Source organism: Pirellulaceae bacterium (assembly GCA_019636385.1).
Taxonomy (GTDB): domain Bacteria; phylum Planctomycetota; class Planctomycetia; order Pirellulales; family Pirellulaceae; genus Aureliella.
The window spans coordinates 692,924-719,068 of sequence record JAHBXT010000001.1 but is presented as its reverse complement, the minus strand read 5'-3'; the positions used below and the strand labels follow the sequence as shown (position 1 = coordinate 719,068).

The window sequence follows — 26,145 nt, the reverse complement described above, 5'->3', positions numbered from 1 at the left end:
CTTAGCGAATTCTGGTCCACCGAGATTGCATCAAGCCTCCACTGACGGCAGGCTTCACGACCTGAGACCCGGGCGAGGGTTATCAGTCGGTCCCTCGCCGACGCAGCGAATTGGAGAGCTAACTGCGAGCCCACTCCAGGCCCATGAGAATGCAGGCAACCAGCATGAACAGCGTCGACGCGATCAACATGACCGTGTAGACGTCTAGTGGTCGTTTCAAATTCATAACGGCCCAATCGGCGAGCTAGAAAAGTTTGGAATTGACGCTGTCACCAGCGCGGATATAACCCTTTTGATAGCCGGTTAGAACCTCAGCTACCGCTTTGTCGTCGCGGACCGTCTTCACCTTGACGCGACCCAGGTACTGGCCAGAGCGATGGACTTCCAGGGTAAAGCCCTCGCGAATGCCGTCGTCGCGTCCCAGCGAGACCACCACCAAGCCGTTTGAAGCAACATCCAATACTTCACCCTTGACTTCTGGAGGCGCGTCCAACAGGGTATCGGGTTTGAAACCTAGTACTTGCAGCTTCTGCGTTACCAGATTGTTCTCCAGTCGCAACTGCACGGCGCGCTCCTGCAGAGTTTGAAACGAACCCTGGAGTCGATTGTATTCGTCTTTAGCTGCGACCAGCTTTTGCACCAGTTGATTGCGACTATCGCGCGTGTTCTTGATCTGTTCACGCAGTTGTTCGTTTTCTCGGCTGCGAGCGGCCAACTGTTCGGTGGTCGATTTTTCTGCAGCCGTCAGTGTGGTATGCGCGGTTTGCAGGTCACGCAACTCTTTTTCCTTGGCCGACAGTTCGGTATCCAACGCACTAACCTGAGTCTGTAGTGCGGCCAGGGCAGTGCGCCGCGCCATCTGCTCAATTGCCAGCTCGCGTTTGAGGCTCTCTAGCAACCCTTGTAGTTGCTCCTTCTCGCGCGTGGCATTATCGGCCAGTGTCTTCTGTCTTTCCGCTTCCTTCTTTTGGTTGATGTGCGTCGAATTGACCGCTACGGCAACCGAAAAAAAGATCACACTCAACACCAGGATGGTGAGTGTAAACACTTTTCCAAGCAGAGTCATACTGCAATCCCTTTGAGATGGCTGGAAGCGTTCAGCCAGTTTTCTTGGAACAGACTAGTTCATTCAACCGCCGTCAGGCTAATCCACCCGTATAGGTGGACCGACATGCGCGGACAGACATCCCTAATCATAGTTGGGTAGCCGAATTGTTGTCAATGAATTTAGGGAAATAAGCGGTTTGTGGAGGCTGGGTAAAGCAAGGTGGCTGTTCCGAACCTGCCGATTATTCTGTTTTTAGCCGCCCAGACTGGGCGATAGAACCGCCAAATTGAATCTGAAGACCAGGGTTAGCGTCGCCAAGACGGTGGGTGCGCGTGACTGGTTAACATTGACGCAGAGGCGGTAACCGACGCCCAAGCGCCGATGCGCAGCGACGTTTGTCAACGTCGGTATAATGTTCCACCTTGAGTTACAAAATTCGTTGACAGCTATCACCTGCGCAAACGCAGCTTCCTGCCAGTATGGATCAACAAGAAAACGGTTTGCCCGACGACGACCAGTTTGATCCGCTTCAGCGGCACTATCTAGAGCTGGCCGAGTTGGCGGGTTCATTGGCTCACGAAATCAAGAATCCGATTTCGGTGATCCACATGAATGCTGACTTGTTGAGTGAGGAATTGACGGAGGCTCAGTGGCCAGGTCGGCGGCGTGCCGAAGCCAAGGTGGACATTATTCGGCAGCAGTGTCAGCGTATGGAGAATCTACTCCGCGACTTCTTGCGGTATACTCGGCTGCGCGACTTGCAGATGACTCCTGGCAATCTGAACGAACAGGTCGACAATGTATTGAACATGTACCAAGCGCAAGCTGACAAGCAACACGTCGAACTGCTGCGCTATTTGAATCCAGACCTCCCCAGTGTCTTGCTGCATAGCGATTCACTGCAAGCCGCGTTGGTCAATCTGGTAAAAAACGCACTTGAGGCGATGGAAGATGGCGGACAGTTGATCGTCAGGACGTACATCACGCCGCGCGGTGTCGCCATCGACTTGATCGATACCGGTTGTGGCATGGAAGACAACACGGCCATTCACATGTTTGATCCATTCTACTCGACCAAGCATGGTGGTTCTGGCCTGGGATTGCCGACCGCGCGCAAGATCATCGAGGCCCACGGGGGCCGGATCAGCGTGCACAGCGAGCTTGGCCGCGGCACCAAATTTGTTCTCGAATTCCCGATGCCGGCTCGGCTAGGCGAGCGCTCGCCGGGTGGTGAAGTGTAGCGGGTGGTGAAGTGTAGCGGGTGGGTCGGTGCGGAGCTGGACCAGGTAACGATTGCATGAACCTTAACACTGAATGCACCTGGTGGTTGTTACGACCAGCCTCGCACCAGCTCCGCTTGTCCCACCCGAGCAAGTGTGTGCACGGTCACCGCTACTAGCTTGGTTTTCTGCAATTCCAAGGCATCTTGCCTGTATCAACTGGTCCAGATACTCGCTATGATGACCGTACAACACAAGGACTAGGCTTATGGCACGCATCGTTCGCGGCGCATTGATACAAACGAAACTCTGTTCGGATTCTAGCGATGTTCACGTCATCAAGCAGGCGATGATCGATCGCGTGGTAGCTCAGTTGGACCAGGCCGCTCAGCGTGGCGCGCAAGTTGCCTGTATGCAGGAGCTGTTTTACGGACCGTATTTCTGTGCCGAACAAAACAGAAAATGGTACGACATCACCGAGCGGATACCTGACGGTCCAACGACGCGACTGATGCAACAGATCGCCGCCAAACACCATATGGTATTGGTGGTACCCATCTACGAAGAAGAGATGACGGGCGTGTACTACAACACGGCTGCCGTCATCGACGCGGATGGCAAGTACTTAGGTAAATTTCGCAAGATGCACCTGCCGCATTGTGAGCCGGGTTTTTGGGAGAAGTTTTACTTTCGGCCGGGCAACTTGGGGTATCCGGTGTTCAACACCCAAGTCGGTCAGGTGGGTGTTTACATTTGTTACGATCGCCATTTTCCAGAAGGCTGGCGCGCATTGGGGCTGGGCGGTGCTGAGATCGTCTTTAATCCATCAGCCACGGTGGCTGGGCTGAGCGAGTACCTGTGGAAGCTGGAGCAGACGGCTGCGGCGGCCAACAATATTTACTATGTCGGCGCGATCAATCGTCCGGGTACCGAGCAGCCTTGGAACATGGGCGAGTTCTACGGACAGTCGTATTTTGCCAATCCTCGCGGTCAGATCATGGCCGAAGGCAAGCGTTTGGAGGATGATGTGGTGATCGCCGACCTGGATTTGGAGATGATTCGCGAAGTCCGCAACGTATGGCAGTTTTACCGCGATCGCCGTCCCGACAGCTATCAAGACCTGACCGCACCCTAGTGGTTGATCGTACATGACACCAGATTCCACGGCCCTTCGCGATTCTCCGCTGTGCAATCCCGATTTAGCGCCGGTACCGCCGGAGCATCGCACGTGGACTGTGTGGAATATCGCTGCGCTGTGGGTCGGGTTGTCGGTCTGCATCCCCACCTACATGATGGCCGCTGGACTTGTGGCCCAAGGCATGTCGATCGGGCAGTCGATGCTGACGATCGCTTTGGGCAACCTTATTGTGTTGATCCCGATGGTGCTCAACGCGCACGCCGGCACACGCTATGGAATTCCGTTTCCAGTTTTATTGCGTGCCTCGTTCGGAACGCTGGGTGCCAACGTACCGGCAATGATGCGCGCCCTGGTGGCTTGCGGGTGGTTTGGCATTCAAACCTGGATCGGTGGTGCCGCCATCTACACGCTGCATGTCGTGATCTTTGGATTTTCAGCCGCCGAAGTCGGCAGCGGCCCGTGGTTGGGCTTAACACTTGGGCACTGGTCGTGCTTTCTGCTGTTCTGGCTGGTCAACATGGCCATCATCCTGATGGGCATCGACAGCATCAAATGGCTGGAGAATTTGGCTGCCCCGTTTTTGTTGATCTCGGGGCTGGCGCTGCTGGTCTGGGCCGTGCGCACAGCCGGCGGACCCGCTGCCCTGTTTGATCCTCAGGTCATCCAGCAGATTCGCGGGCAAGAGGTCCAGGAGTTTGATTTTTGGCGTGTCTTTGGTCCGAATCTCACAGCCATGGTGGGCTTCTGGGCGACACTGTCGCTGAATATCCCCGACTTTACGCGATACGCGCGCTCGCAGCGTGATCAAATGCTCGGGCAATTGATTGGGTTGCCTTCAACCATGGCCTTGTTCAGCTTTATAGGAATCGCGGTGACCTGCGCTTCGGTGTTGATCTATGGTCAGGCGATCTGGCAGCCGGTGGACTTGGTAGGCAGGTTTGGCAATCCAGTCTTGGTCGGCGTGGCCCTGTTGGCTCTGACTGTCGCCACGCTTTCGACCAACATTGCGGCCAACATCGTGTCGCCAGCTAACGATTTCTCCAATTTGTGGCCACGACGAATCAGCTTCAAGCTGGGTGGCTTGATTGCCGGAGTAATCGGCATCGGCATCCTGCCATGGAAACTGATTGCCGATCCGAGCGGTTACATTTTTACGTGGCTGATTGGCTACGGCGGATTGCTGGGTGCAATTGCTGGAGTAATGATCGTCGACTACTTCTTGATTCGTCGCGGTCATTTGAATGTGGATGAACTCTACCAAGTCACAGGCCGTTATCGCTACCAGGCAGGTTTTAATTGGCGAGCACTGGTCGCGCTGGCGCTGGGTATTTCTGTGAACGTGCCAGGGTTTATCGTGCAAGTCGTTGGCCGTGAGTCCTTGCAAATTCCAGAAGTGCTGAATGTCATCTATACCTATGCATGGTTTGCGGGATTGCTGGTGGCGGGTGTTGCTCATGCCACACTGAGCACACTTTTTCCCGCTGTTAGCCACCAAGCCACACTCAGGGGAACATGAATATGTCGATAGCTCACCAGTTTGCCGTCAGTTTGCCCCAGTGCGACCATCAGCCACGACGATACACCGGGCCTTCGCGCGACGAGGTATGGGCGTTACGACAACGCTATCTGAATCCAGGTCTGCTGACCTATTACCAACGGCCACTGATGTTGGTCGAAGGTTACATGCAGTATCTCTTCGATGACGCAGGGCAGCGATACCTGGACCTGTTCGCCGGGATTGTCAGTGTCTCCTGTGGGCACTGCCATCCCAAGATAGTGCAGCGAGTACAGCAGCAGGTAGGATTATTGCCGCACGCAACGACAATCTATCTGCACCCGAATGTCGCTGAACTGGGCGCGAAACTGGCCGCAAAATTGCCGGCCGGTTTAGAGGTGGCGTATTTTACCAACAGCGGCAGCGAAGCCAATGATTTGGCGATATTGATGGCTCGACTTTATACTGGGCAGCGTGATGTCATCGCCCTGCGCAATGGCTATCATGGTGGATCGGGCATTACCATGTCCATCACGTCGCATCATACCTGGAAATATGAAGCGGCCGCTACAACCAGCGTGTATCATGCTGCCGCCCCCGATCCGTATCGCAGTTTATTCAGCGGTGATGCCGATCAAGTCGCGCGGGATAGCGTCGCCGATTTGCGGCAGGTCATCCAGTACAGTACCACTGGCAAACTGGCCGCATTCATAGCTGAGCCCATTCAGGGCGTGGGCGGAACAACGGCGGGAGCACCATCGTACCTGCCACAGGCCTATCAAGCTGCCCGCGAACACGGTGGCTTGTGCATCGCCGACGAAGTGCAAACCGGCTTTGGGCGAACAGGCGAGCACTACTGGGGTTTCCAGAATTACTCCGTCGTCCCCGATATCGTGACCATGGCCAAGAGCCTAGGTAACGGAGCGCCCATCGGTGCCGTAGTCACGCGCCCCGAAATTGCCGACACCATGCGTCAGCGGCTGCATGTTAATACCTTTGGAGGAAACCCGGTTAGTACGGCCGCCGCGCTAGCGGTGCTGGACGTTATCGACGAAGATGGCTTGCAAGAAAATGCTCGGCAGGTGGGCGGCTATTTCAAAGATCAACTGTTGCAACTCCAAGATAAGTACGAGATCATCGGCGATGTTCGTGGGTTGGGACTGATGTTGGGTGTGGAGCTGGTCACCGATCGCAGCACCAAACAACCCGCCCGAGAACAGACGGCGCGCCTGCATGAGATGCTGCGCGAGTGCAGCGTGCTGGTAGGTAAAGGTGGGCTGTACGGCAACGTGCTGCGCATCAAGCCGCCGCTATGCATTACTCGGGCCGATGTGGACTACGCCATCGCAGCCATCGACTATGGATTAAGCCAGTTGTAGTTCGATCCGCGACATAGCAGCTTAGGGTGCAGCGGGTGAAACTAGCGGAGCCAGGACCAGATTACGCCACATATCAACGTGAATATCAATTGACGTTAGAACTCTGAGAGCAATTTAGACTGACTCGCGCCGGTCCACCGCTGGCGTAGACTACCATTGCCCTGAGCCATTCACGACACATCAAGCATTCCGGAGGCAGCCATGAGATTCGACAAGCTAGTAACAGGTGGCCAGATCGCAACACCTGGCGGGATTGTTCAGGCTGACATTGGTATTGCGGGCGACAAGATCACGGCGATTGGTCAGAACCTGGCCGATAGCGCCAGTGCCGATACGATTATCGACGCGAGTGGTCATCTGGTAATGCCGGGCGTTTTGGATGTTCACGTACATCTGGAGCTACCGTTTTGTGGCACGACGTCATCGGACGATTATCGCACGGGTACGCGTGCGGCAGCTCGTGGTGGCGTGACGACGCTGATCGACTTTGCCATTCCTTATGCCAAAGAAGGGCGATACGAATCACTGTCCGAAGCGGTCGACAATTGGCACAAGAAAGCCGAAGGCAAGGCGTTGATCGACTACACGTTTCACGTGTGTATCACCAACTGGGATCAACATCGACAGCAGATTCCAGGTATGGTCCAGCGCGGGTTCTCCACGTTCAAAGAGTTCATGATCTACCAAAGCGAAGGCTGGCAGTCGGATGATCGGGCGCTGTTCGGCACGCTGGAAAAGATGGCTGAGCTGGGCAGCATGTTGCTGGTGCATGCCGAATCATCGCGAGTACTGGATGAGCTGATTGCACGACATCATACACCCAAGCTCATGCAGCAGTACGGAGCCCAGTTGCACGCCATGACTCGGCCCAACTACATTGAAGCCGAAGCGATCCAGCGAGCCGTAACTTGGTGTGAAATCACTGGCGGGCCGTTGTACATTGTGCACATGTCTACAGGCCAGGGTGCGGACATTGTCAAGGCAGCGCAGGCTCGTGGCGTGCCAGTGATCGCTGAAACATGCGCTCAGTATTTGATTCTGGACGACTCGGTTTTTTCGCGACCGGATGGACATCTATATGCATGCTGTCCGCAAGTCAAAAAGCCCGCCGACATCGCGCGGCTTTGGCAGGGGCTGCGCGACGGTGAAGTGTCTGTAGTGTCCACGGATACGTGCACCTTTACGCGCCAGCAGAAAGCGATGTGGAACGGCGATTGGACGAAAATTCCCATGGGAATGCCGGGCCTGGAAACGCTGCTACCCGTGGTGTACACCACAGGAGTGCTGGAAGGCCGACTGGAATTGGCTCAAATGGTTGATGTATTGTGTCACCATCCAGCCCGCGTCATGGGGCTGGCGCCCAGAAAGGGAGCTATACAAATTGGCTCTGATGCGGACCTGGTAATTATCCATCCCACACGCAAATTCACGGTTGACCCAGCTACGATGGAGACCGGCGCTGATTGGAATCCCTACGAAGGCATGGAACTGGCTGGGTTTGCTCGCACCACGCTGTCTCGCGGAGAGGTGATCGTCGACAACTACAAAGTAGTTGGCAACGAGGGCCGCGGACAGTGGCTGGCTCGACGGTCAGCCGGTGGGTAATCGTTCACGCATGTGTAGGATGATGCATGAAGCTGAGTGCAGGCGGTAGTCGCGTTTCGTTATCGAACTCCAGTGAGAACTGACATATATGTTGCAAACATTGTTAACGGTGCGCAAGATTCCCAACTTCGTGGGTGGCAAGCAGTGCGACAGCATGTCGTCTGAGCGAGGCGAATTGCTTTCGCCCGTCGATGGAGCGTCACTGGGCGAGCTGTCGATGTCCACCCGCGACGAATTGAATGCTGCCGTGCAAGCCGCTGCTGTCGCGCAGCGCGCCTGGAGTGGTCAGTCGCTCAAGGATCGCATCCAGGTATTATTTCGACTCAAAACGCTGATCGAGCAGCATACGCACGAGTTGGCTCAATTGATCACCCGCGAAAATGGCAAATTGGATGCAGAATCGCGTGGCGAGATTTCTCGAGCCGTCGAGTGTATCGAATTCGCGACCAGCCTGCCTCAAATTGCTGCCGGGCAAGTATTGGAAGTGAGTCGCGGAGTGGAGTGCAAATTATCGCGCTTTCCGCTGGGTGTGGTGGCGGCCATTACTCCCTTTAATTTTCCGCTGATGGTACCGTTGTGGATGGTGCCCACGGCGCTGGCCATGGGAAACGCGGTGATCGTCAAGCCATCTGAGCAAACCCCGCTTAGCCCGCTGGCGCTGGGCCGATTGCTGGACCAGGCCGGTTTGCCGGCTGGCGTTTACTCAGTCGTCCAAGGCGCGCGAGACATCGTCGAAGGCATCTGCGATCATCCGCTGATTTCCGCGATCGGCTTCGTGGGTTCGACGAAAGTTGCCGAATTGGTTTACCGCCGCGGCAGCGCGGCCGGAAAACGGGTTAAGGCGTTGGGCGGGGCCAAAAACCATTTGATTGTAATGCCAGATGCCGACCCCGAGATGACGATAGCCAATGTGGTGGCTTCCTCAACTGGATGTGCTGGCCAGCGCTGCATGGCAGCTAGCGTCCTGTTGGCTGTAGGTGACACGCAGCACATCATCGACGGCATCGCCGACCGCTTTCGCAGCATGCGTGCTGGTCGTGACATCGGTGCGATCATCAGTCACAATGCGCTCGAGCGAATCACCGGATACATTCAGCGAGTCGATAGTCAGGGCGGTGCAAAATTGCTGGTGGATGGTCGCGGAGCGATCGATCCGGCCGCTCCCACTGGCGGCAATTATTTGGGACCAACTCTCTTTGATTACGCCCAGCCGGATCATGAAGTGAGCTGCGATGAAATCTTTGGACCCACGTTGACCGTTGTTCGTTGTGCGTCGCTGGACGAGGCCCTGAGAATCGAAAACCAGAATCCGTATGGCAATGCAGCCGCCGTTTACACCTCTTCGGGCGAAGTTGCCGATTATTTTTGTCAGCGGGCAAGTGCCGGCATGGTGGGTGTCAATGTGGGAGTACCAGTGCCGCGCGAACCGTTTCCGTTTGGGGGTTGGAATGCTAGTTCGTTTGGCCAAGGTGACCTTACCGGCCAGGGCTGCTTTGAATTCTGGAGCAAGACTAAGAAGATCACTACGAAGTGGACCGACAAGCATCGGTCAAATTGGATGAGCTAAGGCGAGCCACGCATTTGAAGCTATCGTGTATAGCTGCCCTCGCCGGAGGGTGGAACCTCAGTTCGCCTCCGTCTGGTGCGGTGGCAACTGGTATACTCACTTGACCGCTTGCCTAAGATGGTGCGGATTTAGTTGATAATCGTGAACAAGAACATCATGAATCGAACTCCACTAACAGCCGAACAATTGGCGGAAAACTTTGCCGATCTGCATCCCAACTATACGGCCGATCAGGCTATCGTCGAGGCGGCTGGCTGTTTGTACTGCTTCGACGCGCCCTGCACGCGAGCTTGCCCCACGCACATCGACGTCCCCCGGTTCATACGGCAGATTCTGCATCACAATGTGGCTGGTGCGGCACAAACCATCTTGGATGCCAACATCTTTGGCGGTTCGTGCGCCCGGGCCTGCCCAACGGAAGTGCTGTGCGAGGGCGCCTGTGTAGATCGCGCCCGCGCGGGGGCCCCGATTCAAATTGGCCGCTTGCAGCGCTATGCCACCGACTTCGCGTTGGATCGTGGTTTGCGATTTTTCCAGCCCGGTCCGCCTACTGGACGACGAGTCGCCATTGTCGGAGCGGGACCAGCCGGATTGTCTTGCGCTCACGAGCTGCGGAGGGCTGGACACGAGGCGGTGGTGTTCGAAGCCCGCGATGTCCCCGGAGGACTCAACACGCTGGGGATCGCAGCCTACAAATTGACTCGCCAGTTCTCGCTCGCAGAAATCCAGCCGATCCTCGACATGGGCGTTGAATTGCGACTCGGTCAAGCTATCGATGGTGCCACTCTCCGGAAGCTGCTGGCTGACTTTGACGCTGTATTTTTGGGACTTGGCTTGGGCAGCACACAACGACTTGAAATTCCAGGCGAAGACAGTCCGGGCGTTTGGGAAGCTCTGGAGTTCATCTACCAAATGCACCAACCCACCGGCTTTGCCGATTGTCAGGTAGGTCAACATGTAGTGGTGCTGGGATGCGGCAATACCGCCATTGATGTGGCCACAGCCGCCGTGCGGTTGGGAGCTCAGCGCGTGACCATTGCCTATCGACGTTCCTGGGAAGATATGCCTGCTTATGCGTACGAATACGAACTGGCAAAATCCGATGGCGTGCACTTCGAGTGGTTCGCTCAGCCGGTCGAGTTTGTAATCGAGTCGGGCAAGCTGGTGGCGATACGATTGTCCCGCGCCGGCACGAATGATGCTGGAGGCAAAGCGAACGATGTATTTGAACTGCCTTGCGATATGGTGGTCAAAGCCCTGGGGCAATCGCCCATCGTGGACTTGCTGGCGCAATTTCAGCCGGCGGCCATTGACCGCGGCCGAGTGCTGGTCGATCCGCAGACGCTGGCGACACCAATTCCAGGGTTGTACGCTGGCGGTGATTGTGTCAGCCGGGGAGCGGAAATTGTGAACGCGGTGGAACAAGGCAAGCAGGCAGCCCGGGCGATCCACCGGTCGCTGGCTGCCAAGGAGTAATTCGATCATGCAGCCTCTACCCGACTTATCCTGTGACTGCGCCGGCATTCGCTCGCCCAATCCTTTTTGGCTTGCCAGCGGACCTCCTACCAACACCGGCGACCAATGTTGCCGCGCCTTCGAGGCCGGCTGGGGAGGCGTAGTTTGGAAGACCATCAGCCACGAGCCGATAGTCAACGTTTCGTCGCGTTACGGAAGCTTGGATTACGACGGTCGCCGGATGATGGGCTTCAACAATATTGAACTCATCAGTGATCGACCTTTGGACGAAAACCTTCGCGAGATCGCCGATACCAAGCGACGTTTCCCAAATCACGCTGTCATCGTGTCGCTGATGGTCGAGTCGAAACAGCAGGCCTGGCATGACATCGTACGCCGAGCCGAAGACACCGGTTGTGACGGACTGGAATTGAATTTCGGTTGCCCGCACGGCATGAGCGAACGCGGTATGGGCAGCGCTGTCGGTCAAGTGCCTGAGTATGCCGAGATGATTACCGCCTGGGTTAAGGAGATTGCCACGACTCCCGTGCTGGTCAAGCTGACACCTAATGTCACCGATGTGCGCACGATTGGTCGAGCGGCAGCTCGCGGCGGTGCGGACGGTTTGTCGCTGATCAATACGATCAATTCGATTATCGGCATCGATCTCGACACCTTCCAGCCGATACCTCACGTCCAAGGTCGCGGTTCCCACGGCGGATACTGTGGACCGGCAGTCAAGCCGATTGCGCTGAATATGGTCCATGCCATCGCTAGCGATCCGGAGATATGCCGGCCCATTTCCGGCATTGGCGGAATTCAGGCCTGGCAAGATGCGGTCGAGCACCTGTTGTTGGGGGCTAGCACTGTCCAGGTGTGTACGGCAGCCATGCACTTTGGCTTCCGCATAGTCGATCAAATGATATCCGGCCTGCAACACTGGATGATGAGCAAGGGAATCCAACGCCTGGACGATTTTCGAGGCGCTAGCGTGCAGCGCGTCGGCGACTGGGGTGATTTGAATTTGGGTTACAAGGTGGTCGCTCAAATCGATCAACAGAAATGCATCCACTGTGGGCTGTGTTATGCGGCTTGCGAAGACGGTGCTCATCAGTCGATCCGCCTCCTGCCGACGCCGATCGATCAGTATCTCGCCACCTATGGCGCGGGCGCAACGAGTCAGCTGCAGCGCAGTGGCCGCAGCCAATTCATGCCAGGGCTGGGTGATGGGCGAGTCAACGTATACACCATCCAAGAAGCGACTTGTGTGGGCTGCAACTTGTGCAGCTTTGTCTGCCCCGTCAGCGGCTGCATCGACATGGTCGAGCGCCCTTCCGACATTCCAGCGATGTCGTGGCGTGAATACCAACAAAGACTAGCCGTCGGCCAAGTCGAGCACATTCGGCCACCTGTCCATTGATTCCGTAAGGATTGAATTTGCCATGCGAGAAGTGGTATTGGGCTGTGGACACCAAAAGAGTCTGTGGTCTATCGTTGTCATTGCGGATGAGCAATTGCGATCGATCCACGGTTCGCCACGAAAGATGGTCGTTCGATCCAGGACGCTGAGCGTTGAAGCGCTACGGCCTGACTACGAAGGTGAGTTTCATTCGTTCACGATTCATGTCCACTTACCAGCATCAGAACTGGACAATTGCCGTCGCGCATTGACTGAAATAGTCTCAGTGCAGCAGGCCGATTGTCGCCTGGTTGACGAGACCGGAGGGCTGCAAGTGCAGTGCCAGCCCGCAACCGATGGGGATATTGCTCATGTGCATGCTGCCTGTGATGCGTTATCGGCGGCTTTTGAATTGCCGGAAGTCTGGCGTGTTCACGGCGAAGAGTACCGTAGCCAACATATCAGTTCGGAGACACTCTTCCGGGCAGTCACCAAATTCAAGTCTAGCGATATCCATCTGTGTCCCGGCGCGCCACCCATCTTCCGTGTCGATGGACAATTGCGCCGGGCCGACAATTTCGCACCGCTGTCAAGCGCACAGATTCTGACGCTGATCGAAGAGATTGCTCCCGAAAAAAACTGGCAAGAATTTCAAGACAAGCTGCAGTGTAGTTTCATCTATCATCAAGTCGGTTTGGGATACTCACGCGTATCCGCGTTCACCAAATCGGGAACACCACACTGTACCCTACGGTTCTTGCCGGAGAGTATTCCGAGCTTTGAGGACTTGCGGATTCCAGTCGATTCAATGCAGCGGTTAGCCAAGTTGCACTTTGGACTCGTGCTGGTAACGGGCATGACCGGCTCTGGCAAGTCAACCACCGTAGCATCGTTGGTCGATTGGATCAACCAGCATCGGTCAGTACATGTTTTGTGTATCGAAGAGCCGGTAGAATTCGTCCATAAGAGCAAGAAGGCCGTGGTTTCGCAACGTGATGTCCCGGAAGATGTCGGTAGTTTCGGCGAAGCGGTCAGAGGCGCCTTGCGGCATGATCCCGACGTGATCGTGGTGGGTGAGATGCGCGACCCTGAAACCATTCGCGCCGCCATCAACGCCGCTGCCACTGGGCATTTGGTTATCAGTACGCTGCATGCTGGAACGACCTACGAAGTGGTCAACCGCATTGTGAGCTTCTTTGATCCTGTTGAACGCGATTTGGTGCGATTGCAGCTGCGCGACGCGCTAAAATGTGTTATTTGTCAGCGGTTGCTGCCTAAACTTGGTGGAGGACGCATGGTCGCCATGGAGTTCATGTTTAATGACATCAAGTACATCAACGACGCCATTCTGACTGGTAACACCGCGGCTATCAAAGTTGGCATGCAGCAGACAGCATCCAGCTCGTTCGTATTTGAAGAGCACCTGTTCAAACTTTACAAACAAGACTTGATCTCATGGGAAATCGCCCGCGAGTTTGCTTCGGATGCGGCCATGTTAGAGCAAATGCACATTGGCACTTACACCATTCCGCCCCTGGATTCCATGCACGATGCGCGCCACGCTGGTCGTTCCAGTCATTGATGTTCCCCAGTCAGCGCCAGGTGATGATGCGACGCATTGCATGAACACATCAGCCACACCACCGAGTGCCTCAGAATTGTCCTCGCCAGATCGTTGGCAGCGATTGTTGGCGGCAGTTTCGTTAGCGGCTTACGCGGTTTTTGTGTTGACGGTCAGCGCTGGCTTACTGTTTTGCAATTCGGTAACTAGTTTTGTCATCTATTCGACGCTGCCACAATCGAATGACGAGGACATCACGGCTCGAGTGAGCCAGTTGTTTTTCTTTGTGATGCCGGTACTACTGACCTTCTTTGAGTGGTATCTGCTGGACTTGTTACGAAGGTATCTGCGTCGCTAAAGCTTTGGAGAATCGCGCCTGCGACTCGTAGCGTGGGACAAGGTTGCGGTGGCGCAACGATACACCGTGAATCAGGCCAAGCATCATCTCACCACCACAGTCCCGCGACCGTCGGCCCACCATGAGCCTGGATCTGATGTTCCTCGAAAAACACAGCGTTGTAATCTCCGGCCTGGCTTGGTTAAGCGTTGTGGACACGCATGGTGGGCTACAACTTGTGAAAGGTTACCGATCAGGTAACCCGGCGACCGAAGGGCAGTGAGTCGATGGCCCGCAGAATGCCTTCAGCTTTATGCCATGTCTCTTGTTCTTCAAATTCCGGGCGGCTATCGGCTACGATGCCGCCACCGACAGGAACTTGCCACCAGCCGTCGCACATGGTTATGGTACGAATCAGAATATTCAAGTCGATATCGCCACCGCTGCTCAGGTATCCTAAACAGCCGCAATAGGGACCGCGAACCGTCGGTTCAAGCTCGGCAATGATTTGCATGGCGCGGATTTTGGGAGCGCCGGTGATGGAGCCACCTGGAAACGTAGCCGCCATGAGGTCGGCGAGCGAATGTTTCGACGCCAATTGGGCCTTCAGCACACTGACCAGATGCCAAACATACGGATACCGCTCAACAGCCGCCAGCGCCGTGACTTTCACCGAATCCGGTTCGGCCACTCGCGACAGGTCGTTGCGAAGCAAGTCGACGATCATCACGTTTTCGCTGCGGTCTTTCAGGCTATCGCGCAGCAACTGCGCCATGCCCGCGTCAGCTATCGGATCGCTCAGACGCGGCCGCGTACCTTTAATCGGGCGAGTCTCAATCTGGCGATCTTGCATGCACAAGAACCGTTCTGGAGAAGAACTTACTACCTGAATGCGACCAAAATCTGCATAACCCGCGAATGTTGCAGGGCTAGCGCGTCGAAGGTGTAGCGCCAAATCTTCTGGGTCGCAAATGGCGCGACGCAACAGTCTCTGCGACAGGTTCACTTGAAAGATATCGCCAGCATGAACGTACTCAACGCACTTGGCTACAGCTTGTCGATACGCCTCCGGTGAAAAACTGCTGGTCCAATCAGCAGACCAGCGCGTCACGAATTGTGGGGCAAGTTGATGTTCGACCAGTCGATAATTGCGGCGGCGCCTCTGGAGAGCAGTTGGACCTGGTAACTGATGATCCTCGGTCTCCAACAAGGACAGGAAATGTTGTAGACGCCGATACGCGTGCTGCTGACGTGCTAGAGGGTCTCGCAGTGGCCATCCCTGCGAGACAATATAACCCTCGCCGCGCTGGTGATCCCAACTGAGGACGACATCGTATAATCCCAGCATAGCCAACGGCAAAGCAAAATCATTGTGCACCGCTGCGGGCACCGCTTCGAAGCATCGGCCCAGTTCGTAGCCCATCCAGCCCATCCAGCCGCCTTGCATTGGAGGCAGATCAGCCAGCGCTGGCTGATGCAAATCGTGCAGCGTATCGACCAGATGTTGTAAGGCTGTACTGTAGGGATGATCGATGCGCAGCGTAGTCACCGGGGCGGCAGCCAGGTAGCTGTAACGACTCAAGCCCTCGACCTGCAAGCTGCTGTCCAGCCAAACGCAGCCATCCAAACGCGCCAAACGACGAAAGCAGTAGGCCGCCGTCCAGTTTGATGGCAGTCGTCTAACCAGCGGTCGAGCCGGCTCCAGAAGTGCGCTAGAACGCTGTCGGGGGGTGGAGTACTGGGTAGTTGCCACGCGTCATCTCCACCTGTTAACCGGAGGTCGATGATGCTTGGTCAATCACGCTCTCAGCCACATAAATCGGCAGCGGTGGGTCAAAAGTCACTGCCACGGCCAGAGCGTCGCTGGGGCGGCAGTCGATGTCGATCAATTGATCGTCACGGCGCAACTGCAGCTTGGCAAAATAAGTGTGCTCGCGAAGTTCGCTAATCATCACGCTTTCGACTTTCGCTCCCAGTCCTTCGGCCACGCCTACAATCAGATCATGCGTCAGCGGTCGGAGCGGCTTGAAATTGGTCTTAATGCGCCGATCGATGCTGGTAGCCTCGAAGATTCCAATCAAAATCGGGAATTGGCGTGTCCCCCCGATCTCTTGCAGATAGATAACTTGATTATCGCTTATCTCGCTAATGATAATCCGCGAAAGTTGCATCGGGACGGGCATGGCGGACTTTCAAGACGAGCGACCAGTTGGAATCTACCAGTAGCTACCGTGGCCAGAGGGTGGCCCCCAGCTTTGCCTCCGTCTAGTGAGGATGGCTGAACAAGGGCCGCTCGCTCAAACGGCTCTTTCCGGCAAACTCAGGTAGTTGAAAATGACACAAAAATCGGGCACCCCATAGTGCGGGCGTCCCTGACCTGGGATGGCCAAATTATAGCTCAGCGCTCGCAGTTGGTCAGCTAGTCTATGATCGTATGGTGTCGCGGATCTGCTATTGCCGTAGGCTGGCTCAGGATACTCCACCCGGTATGACCGGTTCCGTTGGGATTTTTCTTAGGGTACTTTACGAAATCGGTCTGATGGATCAAGACTAAGCCATTGGACGATTTCCCAGCGAGATTCCGGTTAATCAAGGAAGCAGCGATGGCTCGCAATGAGCAGCTCATTCGACAACACAAAATCCTGCAGATTCTTGAGCGACTGCGTTTTGGGGCGACACTTGAGGAGTTGCGTGATAGCTTAGTCGACGAATTGGGGCTGACTTCGCTTCACCCCCGCAGCGTCCGCCGAGACTTGGAGGCTCTGATTGCCGCGGGAATGCCAATCATGGATGAGGAGAATCAGCGCGGCCGCGTGTGGAAGCTCAGCCGCAGCGATAAGGGCTTGCACAAGATTCCAATCACTGCCAGCGAGCTGATCTCGCTGTCGATGGGCCGCGATTTAATGCTGCCCTTGGTGGGAACTCAATTTTGGATCGGCATCGAGTCCTTCTGGAATAAAGTCCGCGATCAACTGCCCGAAGCGGTCTTTGAACACTATGAGCGGTATCGGCGCACGTTGTACGTACTGGGCCTACCCACCAAGACCTATGAGAAGCATCAGGGGATGCTCAAGACCGTCAACCGCGCGATCCAAGAGCATCGCCATTTGGAAATTGAATATCAAGTCCCTGGGCGACTGCCCAGTCAGCGCAAGTTGGAGCCCTACGGCGTGGTTCTGTTCCAGTCGAGTATCTACGTCGTATCGACCGAAGAATCGCGCGATGGCCAGGGCTCACAGCGGCTGAGGCACTGGAAACTGGATCGTTTCAACTCTGCCAAAGCGCTTGATAGTTGGTTCAAACCCAATGCGGCGGTTGATCTTCGCGAGCACTTGGGCAAGTCGGTCGGTATCTTCAGCGGTGGGAAACCGCAGGAGTATGTGATTCGTTTGTCAACTCAGGCAGCGCGTTGGGTTGAAGAGGACCCGTGGCACGCCCAGCAAAAACTCCAGACCGCATCGGACGGCCACGTTTTGTTGACGGTTACGGCCTACCACCATACGGAGATCATCCAGCGCGTGTTGCAATTGGGCAATGAAGCTGAAGTGCTGCAGCCAGCCGATTGTCGCCGTGAGATCAAGAAAATCATCGCTCAATTGGCGCAGCGCTACGGGCGGTAGAGCGACGGACTGCGGGGTGAAGGTCGGCAATCACAAGTCCTCAGTAGCCAGTACCTTGACTGGTGGCTGATTGCCAAGGCCAAATGCTCACTGAATAAAGTCGCGTTCGCAGTCGATCATGGATCGGCGAATCGCCAACTGGGCATGGCGTCGGCCCGTAGTTCGGCGTTGGTCAGGTAGGCCCTGAGAATTTCGATGGGGATCGAGTGTTCACGAAGGACCGCATCGTGAAAGTCGCATTGAGTCATCTGACCACTACCGAGAACTAGTTCGCTGTGCAGCTTGCGCAATTGTTGGCCGCCCAGCATGTAGGCTGCTTGATACAGGGGGCCATAATCACCCATGACCGACCGACGAATTTCGGCTGCTGCGGCCGATCGTTCATGCCCGACATTTTCAACCAGATAGTCGATGCATTGCTCGGGGGTCATCTTGCCCAAATGATAGTTCAGCGAAAAGACGATTCGCGCACAGCGATGCTTGCGCCAAAAAAGCATTCCCAGCCGATCCTCAGGGCCGCGTGGAAAATCCAAGTCCCACAACAGCATTTCCCAGTGCAGCGCCCAGCCCTCCATCCAAAATGGGGTACTGAACAGACTGCGGTAGGTGCGATGCCGAGCCAACATGTAGTACTGCATGTAATGACCTGGTATTAACTCGTGATGCACCGTGGCCCTGGCAAAGTGCTGATTATTGCTGCGCATGCTCATCAGCTTTTCTTGGTGGGTCATGGCGTCGGTGGGATAAGAAACAATGATTGTTTCGCCACCCAAGAAGTAGGGGCTGAGGCGCTGGCGTTCGGGACTCATCATCGTCATCCGCCAGCCGTTGGCCGCCAACGGGGGAATTGTTAGCAAGTTATGCGACTCGACAAAGCGAATCGCTTCAAACGCTAGTTCGCGAATCATTTCCGGCTGTTTGCCAGGCGGCACATGCCGCGCCTTGATGATTTCGAGCGCCTTACGCCAATCGTCTCCACACTGTAAATCGGCCGCCGCCAATTGCAATTGTTGGTCGCACCAAGCCATCTCACGCTGGGCCATAGCGATAAGTTCGTCGGGAGTATGTGCAATCCATTCATTTCTTAGCTCCAGAGCAATTCCCTCGGCCCCAAGCGGCAGTCCAAAGATCGTTGTGTCGTCGGCTTGTGGCACGCCAACAATTCGGTCCTGTAGATACGTGGTGTATTGATCGATGGCGTTGCGCAATCGTTCCCAGGGCTGCTTGCACCACCAGGCATAACTTGGGTCATAGCCTTGATAAAACCCATCGGCCTCTACCAACGACTTGCGGAGCGATTTCAGTAGCTCGACACTGCGCAAGGCCTTCAGGCGCCGAGGTACTGAATCTTCCGCCATGCCGCTACCATTCCCGTTAAGTCGCTTCGGCAACCGTTCGACTAGTTCGGCTAGACCATCTAATTGCTCGGCGGCTCGGGCGGCATCCAGGCCAGAAATGTCCTCGCGAGCCTTGCAAAACTTGACCAATGCTTCGGCAAACGGCAAGAACTCTTCAGCCGCCAGCGCATCGCGTTGCCGATCAAGTTCCAGCTTGGCAAGCACGTACTCCAGCTTATTTCTGAGCAACAGGTAGTCGATCTGACCAACGCGATCCAGGAGGGTAAAATCGAGCCTCTTCAGTTCGTTCAGCCAGAACTCAGCGCAGTGGTGCCGAAGCTGATGCCGTTCGGCATCCAGGACAACTTGAAAGCGATGATCGACAGTAGCCAAGTCAGCGACGTATTGGCGAATGATTTGCTGAACCGCATCGGTCGGTAACGCAACTCCCACAGCTACACTCGCCGCAGCGTGATCCGCTCCCTTGGCGTCAACTTCTTCCTGTGCCTCGGTCGCGGCTTCAGTCACCGGCTCGGAAGTCGCAACTACAGTTTCTTCGGCAGGAGCGGCAGCCGACAACCTGACGGCAAGGCAGGCCGCGATCATCAATACAAGCCGCATGCGTCTAGGCCTCCACGGCCATGTGCTGTAACTGGCTCTCTGCATGCGCATAGGCGAACTCGTAGCATTGACAATTCCTACCAACGCCGCCCACAGCTCGGGCTGGCCGAAACCATAGTAACTGAGGTCGGCAATGTTCGCCATGATTATCTGGCATGTCGGCACGGAACGGTGCTTATGGGCTATGAGAACCCCCTGCCGATCGAAGGGTGATGGTGTAGAATCATGGGGGCGGTTAGGCAAACCGTCGGTATGTCACCGGTGCTACGGTCGTCTGATCGTGGACATTTTGCTGCCCCCCAACTATCTGGCGAGAGTAGCAATCAGGTTAGGCAGAAGTAGGCAGCAGAGTGGCTCTAGGTTTTGACGACATCGTGATTACCGGTGTAGGCTGCGTGACACCTCTTGGCATAGGTCGCCCAGCGCTGGAGCAGCAGTTGCTGCAGGGCGTTTCTGGCACACGCGCGATATTCAACTGTCCGTCTGGACATCGCGTTTATTATGGCGCAGCCATCGACAATTTCGATGGCAAGGACTATGTCACGCCGCGCAAGGCACTCAAGCTGATGGGGCGCGAAGTTCAGTTAGCATATTCTGCCGCTCACTTGGCGTGGGAGGATGCTCGGTTGACCGAAACCGCGTTGGAACCCGAGCGGGTGGGAGTCGTGTTTGGCTCCGAGATGTTACCCGGCGATATTAGCGAGGTAGCAGCCGCCATTGATGCATGCAAGACTGACGGTCAATTCGACGCGCGGCGCTGGGGCAGTGAGTTTTCAAAACACATTTTTCCGTTGTGGATGTTGCGCTACTTGCCCAACATGCCTCCCTGCCATGTCGCCATTGCCATCGACGCCCGCGGTCCGAACAATACGATTGCGCTTGAGGAGGTCAGTGGTCTGCTGGCTCTCGGTGAGGCGATTGGCATTATGCAACGCGGCGACGCGGACTTAATGGTTGTAGGAGGATTAGGCGAGCGAATCTCGCCGACTCGACTGGCCTATCGCTTGCCCGATGTCTACTGCGAACAATCTGGTGCCGTAGATGACAATTACCATAGCCGCGCCTTCGATGCGCGGCGGGCAGGAATTGTGCCCTCCGAAGCAGCAGTTGTCGTGGTGCTCGAACGCCGCCGACATGCCGTTGCTCGGAAGGCTCATATCTACGCACATGTGCGTAGCGTCGTTAGTCGATTCGGCCGACCTGTGATCGAGCGTCGTGGTAGCAAGCTTGGAATAGAATTGGCCGTCAGTCATGCTTTACAGGCCGCCGATATTTCTGCCGACGACTTGGCGTGTGTCAGCGCTCAAGGATTCTCCCAACAACAGCTCGACCAAACGGAGGCTCAAGCAGTCGCCACGGTGCTTCCCGGAACTCCGGTGACCGCTCTTTCAAGCTATTTCGGCACAGCCGGGGCGGCCAGCGGTTTGTTACAATTGACGGCGGCGATGCTGGCTACCGGTGCTGGTCACGTTTTACCCACGCTAGGCTACCAACAGGCTGACCCGACCTGCCCGGTTGATGTGGTTCGGCAAATGCAGCCGACGTCGTTGCGACATGTGTTACAATCCAGTTTCACATTTCACGGACAGGCTGCAGCCGTTGTCTTAGAGTGCTGATGCAGGTCGCCTATGATCGAACACCTGCGGGTTTTTTCCGACGATTCTTCGCCGTGCAGCTATCTCCCTGACCAAGTGGCGCGGTTACCGATGTGTTTACCGACTGTGGCAGTCGGTCTGGATCAATTTGATCAATTGATGGAGTTGGGCTATCGTCGCAGCGGCTCATTTTACTATCGGCCGCATTGCCCCACTTGCACCGCTTGCCAGCCGATTCGCCTGGAAGTTAGTCGATTCCAGCCGTCTCGGTCACAACGGCGAGCCTTGCAACGGTCCACGGGGATGGACTTTCGATTAGATGAGCCAACCGTCGATACTGAGCGTGTGGACCTATTCAATCGCCATCGCCTGCAGCGACAATTGGCGCGCAACCAACAACCATTGACCGTCGATGACTACCGATCGTTTTTGCTTCACGCTCCCAATGCCTCGCTGGAACTGAGTCTGTGGATGCAGGATCATCTGATCGCCATATCGATTACCGACGTGGGGCGCAATTGTTTATCGGCGGTGTACTGCTTTTTCGAGCCGGCCTGTGCGGCGTGGAGCCCAGGCACGCTGTGCATTCTCAGGCAAATCGAGTTGGCGCAGCGGCATGGGCTCCAGTGGCTGTACTTGGGCTACTACGTGGCTACCAACCGACACCTAAACTACAAAGCAAAATATCGCCCTCATCAGAGGCGCATCGAAGACACGTGGCTCGATTCAGATTCAGGATTGTGCAACCAAAATGGGCAGGAGGCTACCTGACATTCCAGGTGACACCAGTGCAGCGTTGCGGTAACCGTCCCGCCCTGCCCTGCCCTTGTCAGGCTAGCGCTGGCCGCGATTGTCTCACCTTGAAAATCGTGTGAGCGATTATGAATTGCCGTCGGTTTCGGTCGGCACGGCACGGGTGTTTGTAGACAAGCCTATCGCAGGCGGTTATGGTGATCCATTTCTTGAGGCCGGTAGCGCCATTAACTTCACTTTATAACGCGGTTAGATGACAACTCATGAAATGGACTCCCGCAACTGTTGAACGCATGCATGTTTGGGATGAGGGATTGTTCACGCTGGCCGTTCGCGCCCCAGCAGTGGAGCCGTTCAAGCCTGGCCAATTCTTGCAACTCGGCTTCGATCTACCCGACGGTCATTTACATCGCCCGTACAGCGTAGCTTCCCCGCATGGCGACGTTTTGGAGTTTTTTATCGTCATGGTTGAGGGCGGGCAGTTGACTCCCCGATTGTGGAACTTGAAAGTCGGCGATGTGCTGGATGTAAGCCAAAAGGCAGCAGGCAGTTTTACTTTGGAGCATTGTCCTGATGCCAGTAGCCTATGGTTGATCGGAACCGGCACCGGATTGGCTCCCTACATCGCCATGTTGCGGACCCAACAACCCTGGGAGAGGTACCAGCGCATCGTGATCGTCCATGGAGTGCGGCATGTACGCGATCTGGCGTATCAAGCAGAAATGGCCGAATACACACAGCGCAACGCCGGTCGATTTTGTTATCTGCCGGTTGTCTCGCGCGAAGCCTACTCACATGGACTCAGTGGGCGCATTACAACCTGTATCGAAAATGGTTCGCTGGAGCGCGCCGCTGACTTGGAATTCTCGCAGGATAACGCCATCATGCTCTGCGGCAACCCAGACATGTTAGATGACTGCGAACAGCTGCTGGCGGCTAGGAATATCGTCAAGCACAAGAAAAAGGCCCCAGGGCAGATTGTCATCGAACGCTATTGGTAGATTACAATGGAGTGCTTGCAACTCTGCATCATCCGCCATTGCCAACCTGTCAGTCATGCTTCACCAACGCACCAAATTGTTGTCTCAGCGCTGGGCGCTATGCCTGGTCCAGTGGTTATTGGCCCTTGCAGTTCTAGCGCCGCGTACCGCGACATGTATTGCCCAGCAGCCGCCCGCTAACTTTCAAGATGTTGCAGCGGTACTGAAAAAATACTGCAGTGGCTGCCACGGTGAACAGGATGCCGAGGCAGGATTTTCGGTTAGCAGCTATGAGGCGCTCTATAAGCCGCTTGAGGAGGATCGCGGTCCAGCCATCGTAGCAGGCAAGCCCGACGAGAGCGTCCTGTATCAACTGCTTAGCGGTGCTGACCGACCTCGGATGCCCCCTCAGGATCAGCCACAACCGACATCCGATGATGTTGCGTTGATCGCCCGCTGGATTGCCCAGGGTGCCCAACCGCCCGCAGGAGATGCCAGTTCATTATCTTCAATGCCTTCTCAGGCGAAAGCGGCGACGATGCTGGTGTCGCCGGCCGAACGGTCGAATCAGCATGTAACGGCGGTCGCGGCGATCGGTAGTCGGCAGTTGGCATTGGGGCGCTGGGGACGCATCGAGTTTGTGCAAGTTGATTCCGGAGAAATCACCACCGTTATCGACCAATTGCCTGGCAAGATTACCAGCCTACGACTGTCTCCGGATGGGCAGAGACTGGTGGTAGGTGCAGGTCAGGTAGGAGCCAGCGGTACGGTGACGCTCGTCGGGCTGTCCGAACGGAAAGTCCTGAAAACATTTGCCGATCATGCAGATGCCGTTTATTGTGCCGCGCTCAGCCCCGATGGTCGCTGGTTGGCCAGCGGCAGCTACGATCGAACAGTCGTGGTCAGAGATATGCAGTCTGAGCAAATTGTCGCGAGATTGACGGGACACAACGGAGCAATCTACGATTTGGATTTTCACCCCAGCAGTCAGCATTTGGCAACCGCCAGCGCGGATCAAACCGTAAAACTGTGGAGCATTCCCAGTGGCCAGCGGCTGGATACTCTCGGCCAGCCCGAAGGCGAGATGCGCTGCGTCCGCTTTGCTCCAAATGGGCAAACTTTGTTTGCCGGTGGCGGCGATCGTCAGGTTCGGCGTTGGCGCATCCAGTCCACTACGCAGCCCACGATCAATCCTTTACTGGACGCCAGATTCGCACATGAGAAGGATGTGGTTGCCGTCCAGTTCATTGGATCCGATCTATTGGTTTCAGCATCAAACGACAGGACAATCAAACTCTGGACCGCAGACAGTCTGATGCCCTTGGGAGAATTGGCCAGGACGCTTCAGGTACCAATCGGCCTGTGCAGTTCGGGCGACGGGGCACTGCAAGCGGTTGATCTCAAAGGTGGCGTGATCGAGATTGCCCGCGCGACTTTGGACCAGATGCTGGCTGAGCATGCTCGACAAATGAGCCACAGTCGGATGCCATCAGCGTCGGCTGACATGAGTTCAGAATCTGCAGCTCGCACGCTGCCTTCCGTTAGTGCGCACGTGGCTCAGGCCAGTCAACTGACCGAACTGACAGAAGTCGAGCCCAATGATCACGTTTCGTCGGCAACGGATGTCTCAATACCTGTCAAAGTATTGGGTGTCATTGACTCGCCGCAAGCCGACAATCAAAGTGCAGATGTCGATCTGTTTCGTTTCACGGCGCAGCGCGGTCAATCGTGGCTGATCGAAGTCCGCGCAGCTCGAGATCAATCGCCGCTGGATAGCCTGATCGAAGTCACCGATGTCCATGGACAGCCGGTGCTGAATACGCGACTGCAAGCTACACGGGCGACCTATTTTACGTTTCGTGGCAAAGATAGCTCAACCGTTGATGATTTCCGGCTGCACAAGTGGGAAGACATGGAATTGGACGAATATCTATATTCTGAAGGGGAAACCACGCGACTGTGGTTGTACCCGCGCGGACCCGACTCGGGATTCAAGGTCTATCCCGGCAGCGGCTCGCGCCACACATTTTTTGGTACCACAGCCGTCGCACATGCCCTGGGCGCACCGGCCTACATTGTGAGCCCATTAGCCGCTGACGACGTTCCCTTGCCCAACGGTTTGCCAGTATTTCCCGTTTACTTTGAAAACGACGATGACTCTCAGCGCGAGCTGGGGGCCGATTCGCGGCTGATGTTTACCGCGCCGGCCGACGGCCAGTATCTGCTGCGCGTGCGGGATGCTCGCGGCTTTGGTGGTCCCCAATATCGATATCAGGTATCAATTCTCAGGCCCCAGCCAGACTTTCGGCTGAGTTTTTCGCAACTGAAAATCAAGACACCTCGTGGCAGCGGTCGCGAATGGTCGGCCAGCGTCAAGCGCATCGACGGTCTGAACGATGCGATCGCTATTTGGCTCCATGATTTGCCGGAGGGTGTGTTGGCTACCAATCCTTTGATCATCGAGGCAGGTCAGCAGTTGGCACTGGGGACGATTTTTGTGCAGCCCGATGCGATCCTGTCTGAGGCAACGCTGGAAATTCCGCTGACGGCTCGAACAATCTCTGCCACAGAATTGAACACCGCATCTATCACAGATGATCGAGGTCTGCCGCTGCCAGAGAAGCTGGAGCTGGCCATTCAGGATGCTCAAGAAGTACGCATCAGCGTGTTGTCAAATTCACCTGAATCCGTACAGCGCCCCGTTCAGGAAGTCGATCGGCTGATCATTCGTCCTGGTCAAACTATCTCCGCCAGAGTACGCATCGATCGCCAAGGATTTGCCGGCCCAGTCAGCTTTGGTCGAGAGGACTCGGGACGCAATCTACCACACGGTGCGTTTGTGGATAATATCGGTTTGAACGGTCTGTTGATACCTGAGGAGCAGATCGAGCGCGAGTTGTTTATCACCGCAGCTCCAAAAGTTAAACCGGGGCTGCGCCAATTTCACTTTCGGACCGAGACCAGCGGCAATCCAACTAGCCGACCCATTTGGTTGGAAGTGGTCCAGTAGTTGCGCTCGCCAGAGCGTAGGCGGC

19 protein-coding genes are annotated in these 26,145 nt (G+C 55.8%); 15 read left to right on the top strand and 4 right to left on the bottom strand.

The window, feature by feature from the left end:
- Positions 1-244: 244 nt before the first annotated feature.
- Positions 245-1,066, bottom strand: coding sequence for a hypothetical protein (locus tag KF752_02785; GenBank protein MBX3420462.1), 822 nt, complete (start codon positions 1,064-1,066; stop codon positions 245-247).
- Positions 1,067-1,527: 461 nt separating this feature from the next.
- On the opposite strand from KF752_02785, the gene KF752_02780 reads away from it, so the two are divergent.
- The 10 genes from KF752_02780 (at position 1,528) to KF752_02735 (ending at position 14,225) form a co-directional block, all read left to right on the top strand.
- Positions 1,528-2,289: a HAMP domain-containing histidine kinase gene (locus KF752_02780; GenBank protein ID MBX3420461.1), complete on the top strand. Its 762-nt coding sequence runs from the start codon at positions 1,528-1,530 to the stop codon at positions 2,287-2,289.
- A 247-nt stretch (positions 2,290-2,536) separates the two neighbouring features.
- Positions 2,537-3,403: an acyltransferase gene (locus KF752_02775; GenBank protein ID MBX3420460.1), complete on the top strand. Its 867-nt coding sequence runs from the start codon at positions 2,537-2,539 to the stop codon at positions 3,401-3,403.
- A 13-nt stretch (positions 3,404-3,416) separates the two neighbouring features.
- Positions 3,417-4,922 carry an NCS1 family nucleobase:cation symporter-1 gene (locus KF752_02770; GenBank protein ID MBX3420459.1) on the top strand — a complete coding sequence of 502 codons (1,506 nt, stop codon included), beginning with the start codon at positions 3,417-3,419 and terminating at the stop codon, positions 4,920-4,922.
- 2 nt (positions 4,923-4,924) lie between these two features.
- A complete protein-coding gene (locus tag KF752_02765; protein ID MBX3420458.1) occupies positions 4,925-6,280 on the top strand; it encodes an aspartate aminotransferase family protein in 1,356 nt (451 codons plus the stop codon).
- Between the two features lie 201 nt (positions 6,281-6,481).
- Positions 6,482-7,885 carry a dihydropyrimidinase gene (hydA, locus tag KF752_02760; protein ID MBX3420457.1) on the top strand — a complete coding sequence of 468 codons (1,404 nt, stop codon included), beginning with the start codon at positions 6,482-6,484 and terminating at the stop codon, positions 7,883-7,885.
- 88 nt (positions 7,886-7,973) lie between these two features.
- On the top strand, positions 7,974-9,452 hold the full coding sequence (mmsA, locus tag KF752_02755) for a CoA-acylating methylmalonate-semialdehyde dehydrogenase (protein ID MBX3420456.1): 1,479 nt from the start codon (positions 7,974-7,976) through the stop codon (positions 9,450-9,452).
- Positions 9,453-9,608: 156 nt separating this feature from the next.
- Positions 9,609-10,928: an NAD(P)-dependent oxidoreductase gene (locus tag KF752_02750; protein MBX3420455.1), complete on the top strand. Its 1,320-nt coding sequence runs from the start codon at positions 9,609-9,611 to the stop codon at positions 10,926-10,928.
- Positions 10,929-10,935: 7 nt separating this feature from the next.
- Positions 10,936-12,327, top strand: coding sequence for an NAD-dependent dihydropyrimidine dehydrogenase subunit PreA (preA, locus tag KF752_02745; protein ID MBX3420454.1), 1,392 nt, complete (start codon positions 10,936-10,938; stop codon positions 12,325-12,327).
- A 22-nt stretch (positions 12,328-12,349) separates the two neighbouring features.
- Entirely contained in the window at positions 12,350-13,888 is a 1,539-nt protein-coding gene (locus KF752_02740) for a PilT/PilU family type 4a pilus ATPase (protein ID MBX3420453.1), read from the top strand.
- Complete coding sequence (locus tag KF752_02735; GenBank protein MBX3420452.1) at positions 13,857-14,225, top strand: hypothetical protein; 369 nt, start codon at positions 13,857-13,859, stop codon at positions 14,223-14,225. The genes KF752_02740 and KF752_02735 overlap by 32 nt, the downstream gene beginning before the upstream one ends.
- Before the next feature lie 232 nt (positions 14,226-14,457).
- Here KF752_02735 and pabB read toward each other — a convergent pair whose 3' ends face one another.
- Both pabB and KF752_02725 read right to left on the bottom strand, forming a co-directional pair.
- A complete protein-coding gene (pabB, locus tag KF752_02730; protein ID MBX3420451.1) occupies positions 14,458-15,957 on the bottom strand; it encodes an aminodeoxychorismate synthase component I in 1,500 nt (499 codons plus the stop codon).
- 16 nt (positions 15,958-15,973) lie between these two features.
- The gene (locus tag KF752_02725) at positions 15,974-16,387 is read right to left on the bottom strand and encodes a bifunctional nuclease family protein (GenBank protein MBX3420450.1); all 414 of its coding nucleotides are present in this window, start codon (positions 16,385-16,387) and stop codon (positions 15,974-15,976) included.
- Between the two features lie 420 nt (positions 16,388-16,807).
- Between KF752_02725 and KF752_02720 the strand changes: the two genes are divergently transcribed.
- The gene (locus tag KF752_02720; GenBank protein MBX3420449.1) at positions 16,808-17,824 is read left to right on the top strand and encodes a WYL domain-containing protein; all 1,017 of its coding nucleotides are present in this window, start codon (positions 16,808-16,810) and stop codon (positions 17,822-17,824) included.
- Between the two features lie 116 nt (positions 17,825-17,940).
- On the opposite strand, the gene KF752_02715 is transcribed toward KF752_02720, so the two are convergent.
- Positions 17,941-19,782, bottom strand: coding sequence for a DUF885 family protein (locus KF752_02715; protein MBX3420448.1), 1,842 nt, complete (start codon positions 19,780-19,782; stop codon positions 17,941-17,943).
- Positions 19,783-20,132: 350 nt separating this feature from the next.
- Here KF752_02715 and KF752_02710 point away from each other — a divergent pair, with 350 nt between their 5' ends.
- The 4 genes from KF752_02710 (at position 20,133) to KF752_02695 (ending at position 26,120) form a co-directional block, all read left to right on the top strand.
- Positions 20,133-21,398 carry a hypothetical protein gene (locus KF752_02710; GenBank protein MBX3420447.1) on the top strand — a complete coding sequence of 422 codons (1,266 nt, stop codon included), beginning with the start codon at positions 20,133-20,135 and terminating at the stop codon, positions 21,396-21,398.
- A 12-nt stretch (positions 21,399-21,410) separates the two neighbouring features.
- Positions 21,411-22,148: an arginyltransferase gene (locus tag KF752_02705; GenBank protein MBX3420446.1), complete on the top strand. Its 738-nt coding sequence runs from the start codon at positions 21,411-21,413 to the stop codon at positions 22,146-22,148.
- A gap of 245 nt (positions 22,149-22,393) precedes the next feature.
- Positions 22,394-23,131 carry a ferredoxin--NADP reductase gene (locus KF752_02700; protein MBX3420445.1) on the top strand — a complete coding sequence of 246 codons (738 nt, stop codon included), beginning with the start codon at positions 22,394-22,396 and terminating at the stop codon, positions 23,129-23,131.
- A gap of 55 nt (positions 23,132-23,186) precedes the next feature.
- Entirely contained in the window at positions 23,187-26,120 is a 2,934-nt protein-coding gene (locus tag KF752_02695; protein ID MBX3420444.1) for a hypothetical protein, read from the top strand.
- Positions 26,121-26,145: the final 25 nt, after the last annotated feature.

What these genes read in the sequence shown, in the direction of transcription:
- KF752_02785 (MBX3420462.1), bottom strand. Translation starts at nt 1,066, where the DNA reads ATGACTCTGCTTGGAAAAGTGTTTACACTCACCATCCTGGTGTTGAGT.
- KF752_02780 (MBX3420461.1), top strand. Translation starts at nt 1,528, where the DNA reads ATGGATCAACAAGAAAACGGTTTGCCCGACGACGACCAGTTTGATCCG.
- KF752_02775 (MBX3420460.1), top strand. Translation starts at nt 2,537, where the DNA reads ATGGCACGCATCGTTCGCGGCGCATTGATACAAACGAAACTCTGTTCG.
- KF752_02770 (MBX3420459.1), top strand. Translation starts at nt 3,417, where the DNA reads ATGACACCAGATTCCACGGCCCTTCGCGATTCTCCGCTGTGCAATCCC.
- KF752_02765 (MBX3420458.1), top strand. Translation starts at nt 4,925, where the DNA reads ATGTCGATAGCTCACCAGTTTGCCGTCAGTTTGCCCCAGTGCGACCAT.
- hydA (MBX3420457.1), top strand. Translation starts at nt 6,482, where the DNA reads ATGAGATTCGACAAGCTAGTAACAGGTGGCCAGATCGCAACACCTGGC.
- mmsA (MBX3420456.1), top strand. Translation starts at nt 7,974, where the DNA reads ATGTTGCAAACATTGTTAACGGTGCGCAAGATTCCCAACTTCGTGGGT.
- KF752_02750 (MBX3420455.1), top strand. Translation starts at nt 9,609, where the DNA reads ATGAATCGAACTCCACTAACAGCCGAACAATTGGCGGAAAACTTTGCC.
- preA (MBX3420454.1), top strand. Translation starts at nt 10,936, where the DNA reads ATGCAGCCTCTACCCGACTTATCCTGTGACTGCGCCGGCATTCGCTCG.
- KF752_02740 (MBX3420453.1), top strand. Translation starts at nt 12,350, where the DNA reads ATGCGAGAAGTGGTATTGGGCTGTGGACACCAAAAGAGTCTGTGGTCT.
- KF752_02735 (MBX3420452.1), top strand. Translation starts at nt 13,857, where the DNA reads ATGCGCGCCACGCTGGTCGTTCCAGTCATTGATGTTCCCCAGTCAGCG.
- KF752_02725 (MBX3420450.1), bottom strand. Translation starts at nt 16,387, where the DNA reads ATGCCCGTCCCGATGCAACTTTCGCGGATTATCATTAGCGAGATAAGC.
- KF752_02720 (MBX3420449.1), top strand. Translation starts at nt 16,808, where the DNA reads ATGGCTCGCAATGAGCAGCTCATTCGACAACACAAAATCCTGCAGATT.
- KF752_02715 (MBX3420448.1), bottom strand. Translation starts at nt 19,782, where the DNA reads ATGCGGCTTGTATTGATGATCGCGGCCTGCCTTGCCGTCAGGTTGTCG.
- KF752_02705 (MBX3420446.1), top strand. Translation starts at nt 21,411, where the DNA reads ATGATCGAACACCTGCGGGTTTTTTCCGACGATTCTTCGCCGTGCAGC.
- KF752_02700 (MBX3420445.1), top strand. Translation starts at nt 22,394, where the DNA reads ATGAAATGGACTCCCGCAACTGTTGAACGCATGCATGTTTGGGATGAG.
- KF752_02695 (MBX3420444.1), top strand. Translation starts at nt 23,187, where the DNA reads ATGCTTCACCAACGCACCAAATTGTTGTCTCAGCGCTGGGCGCTATGC.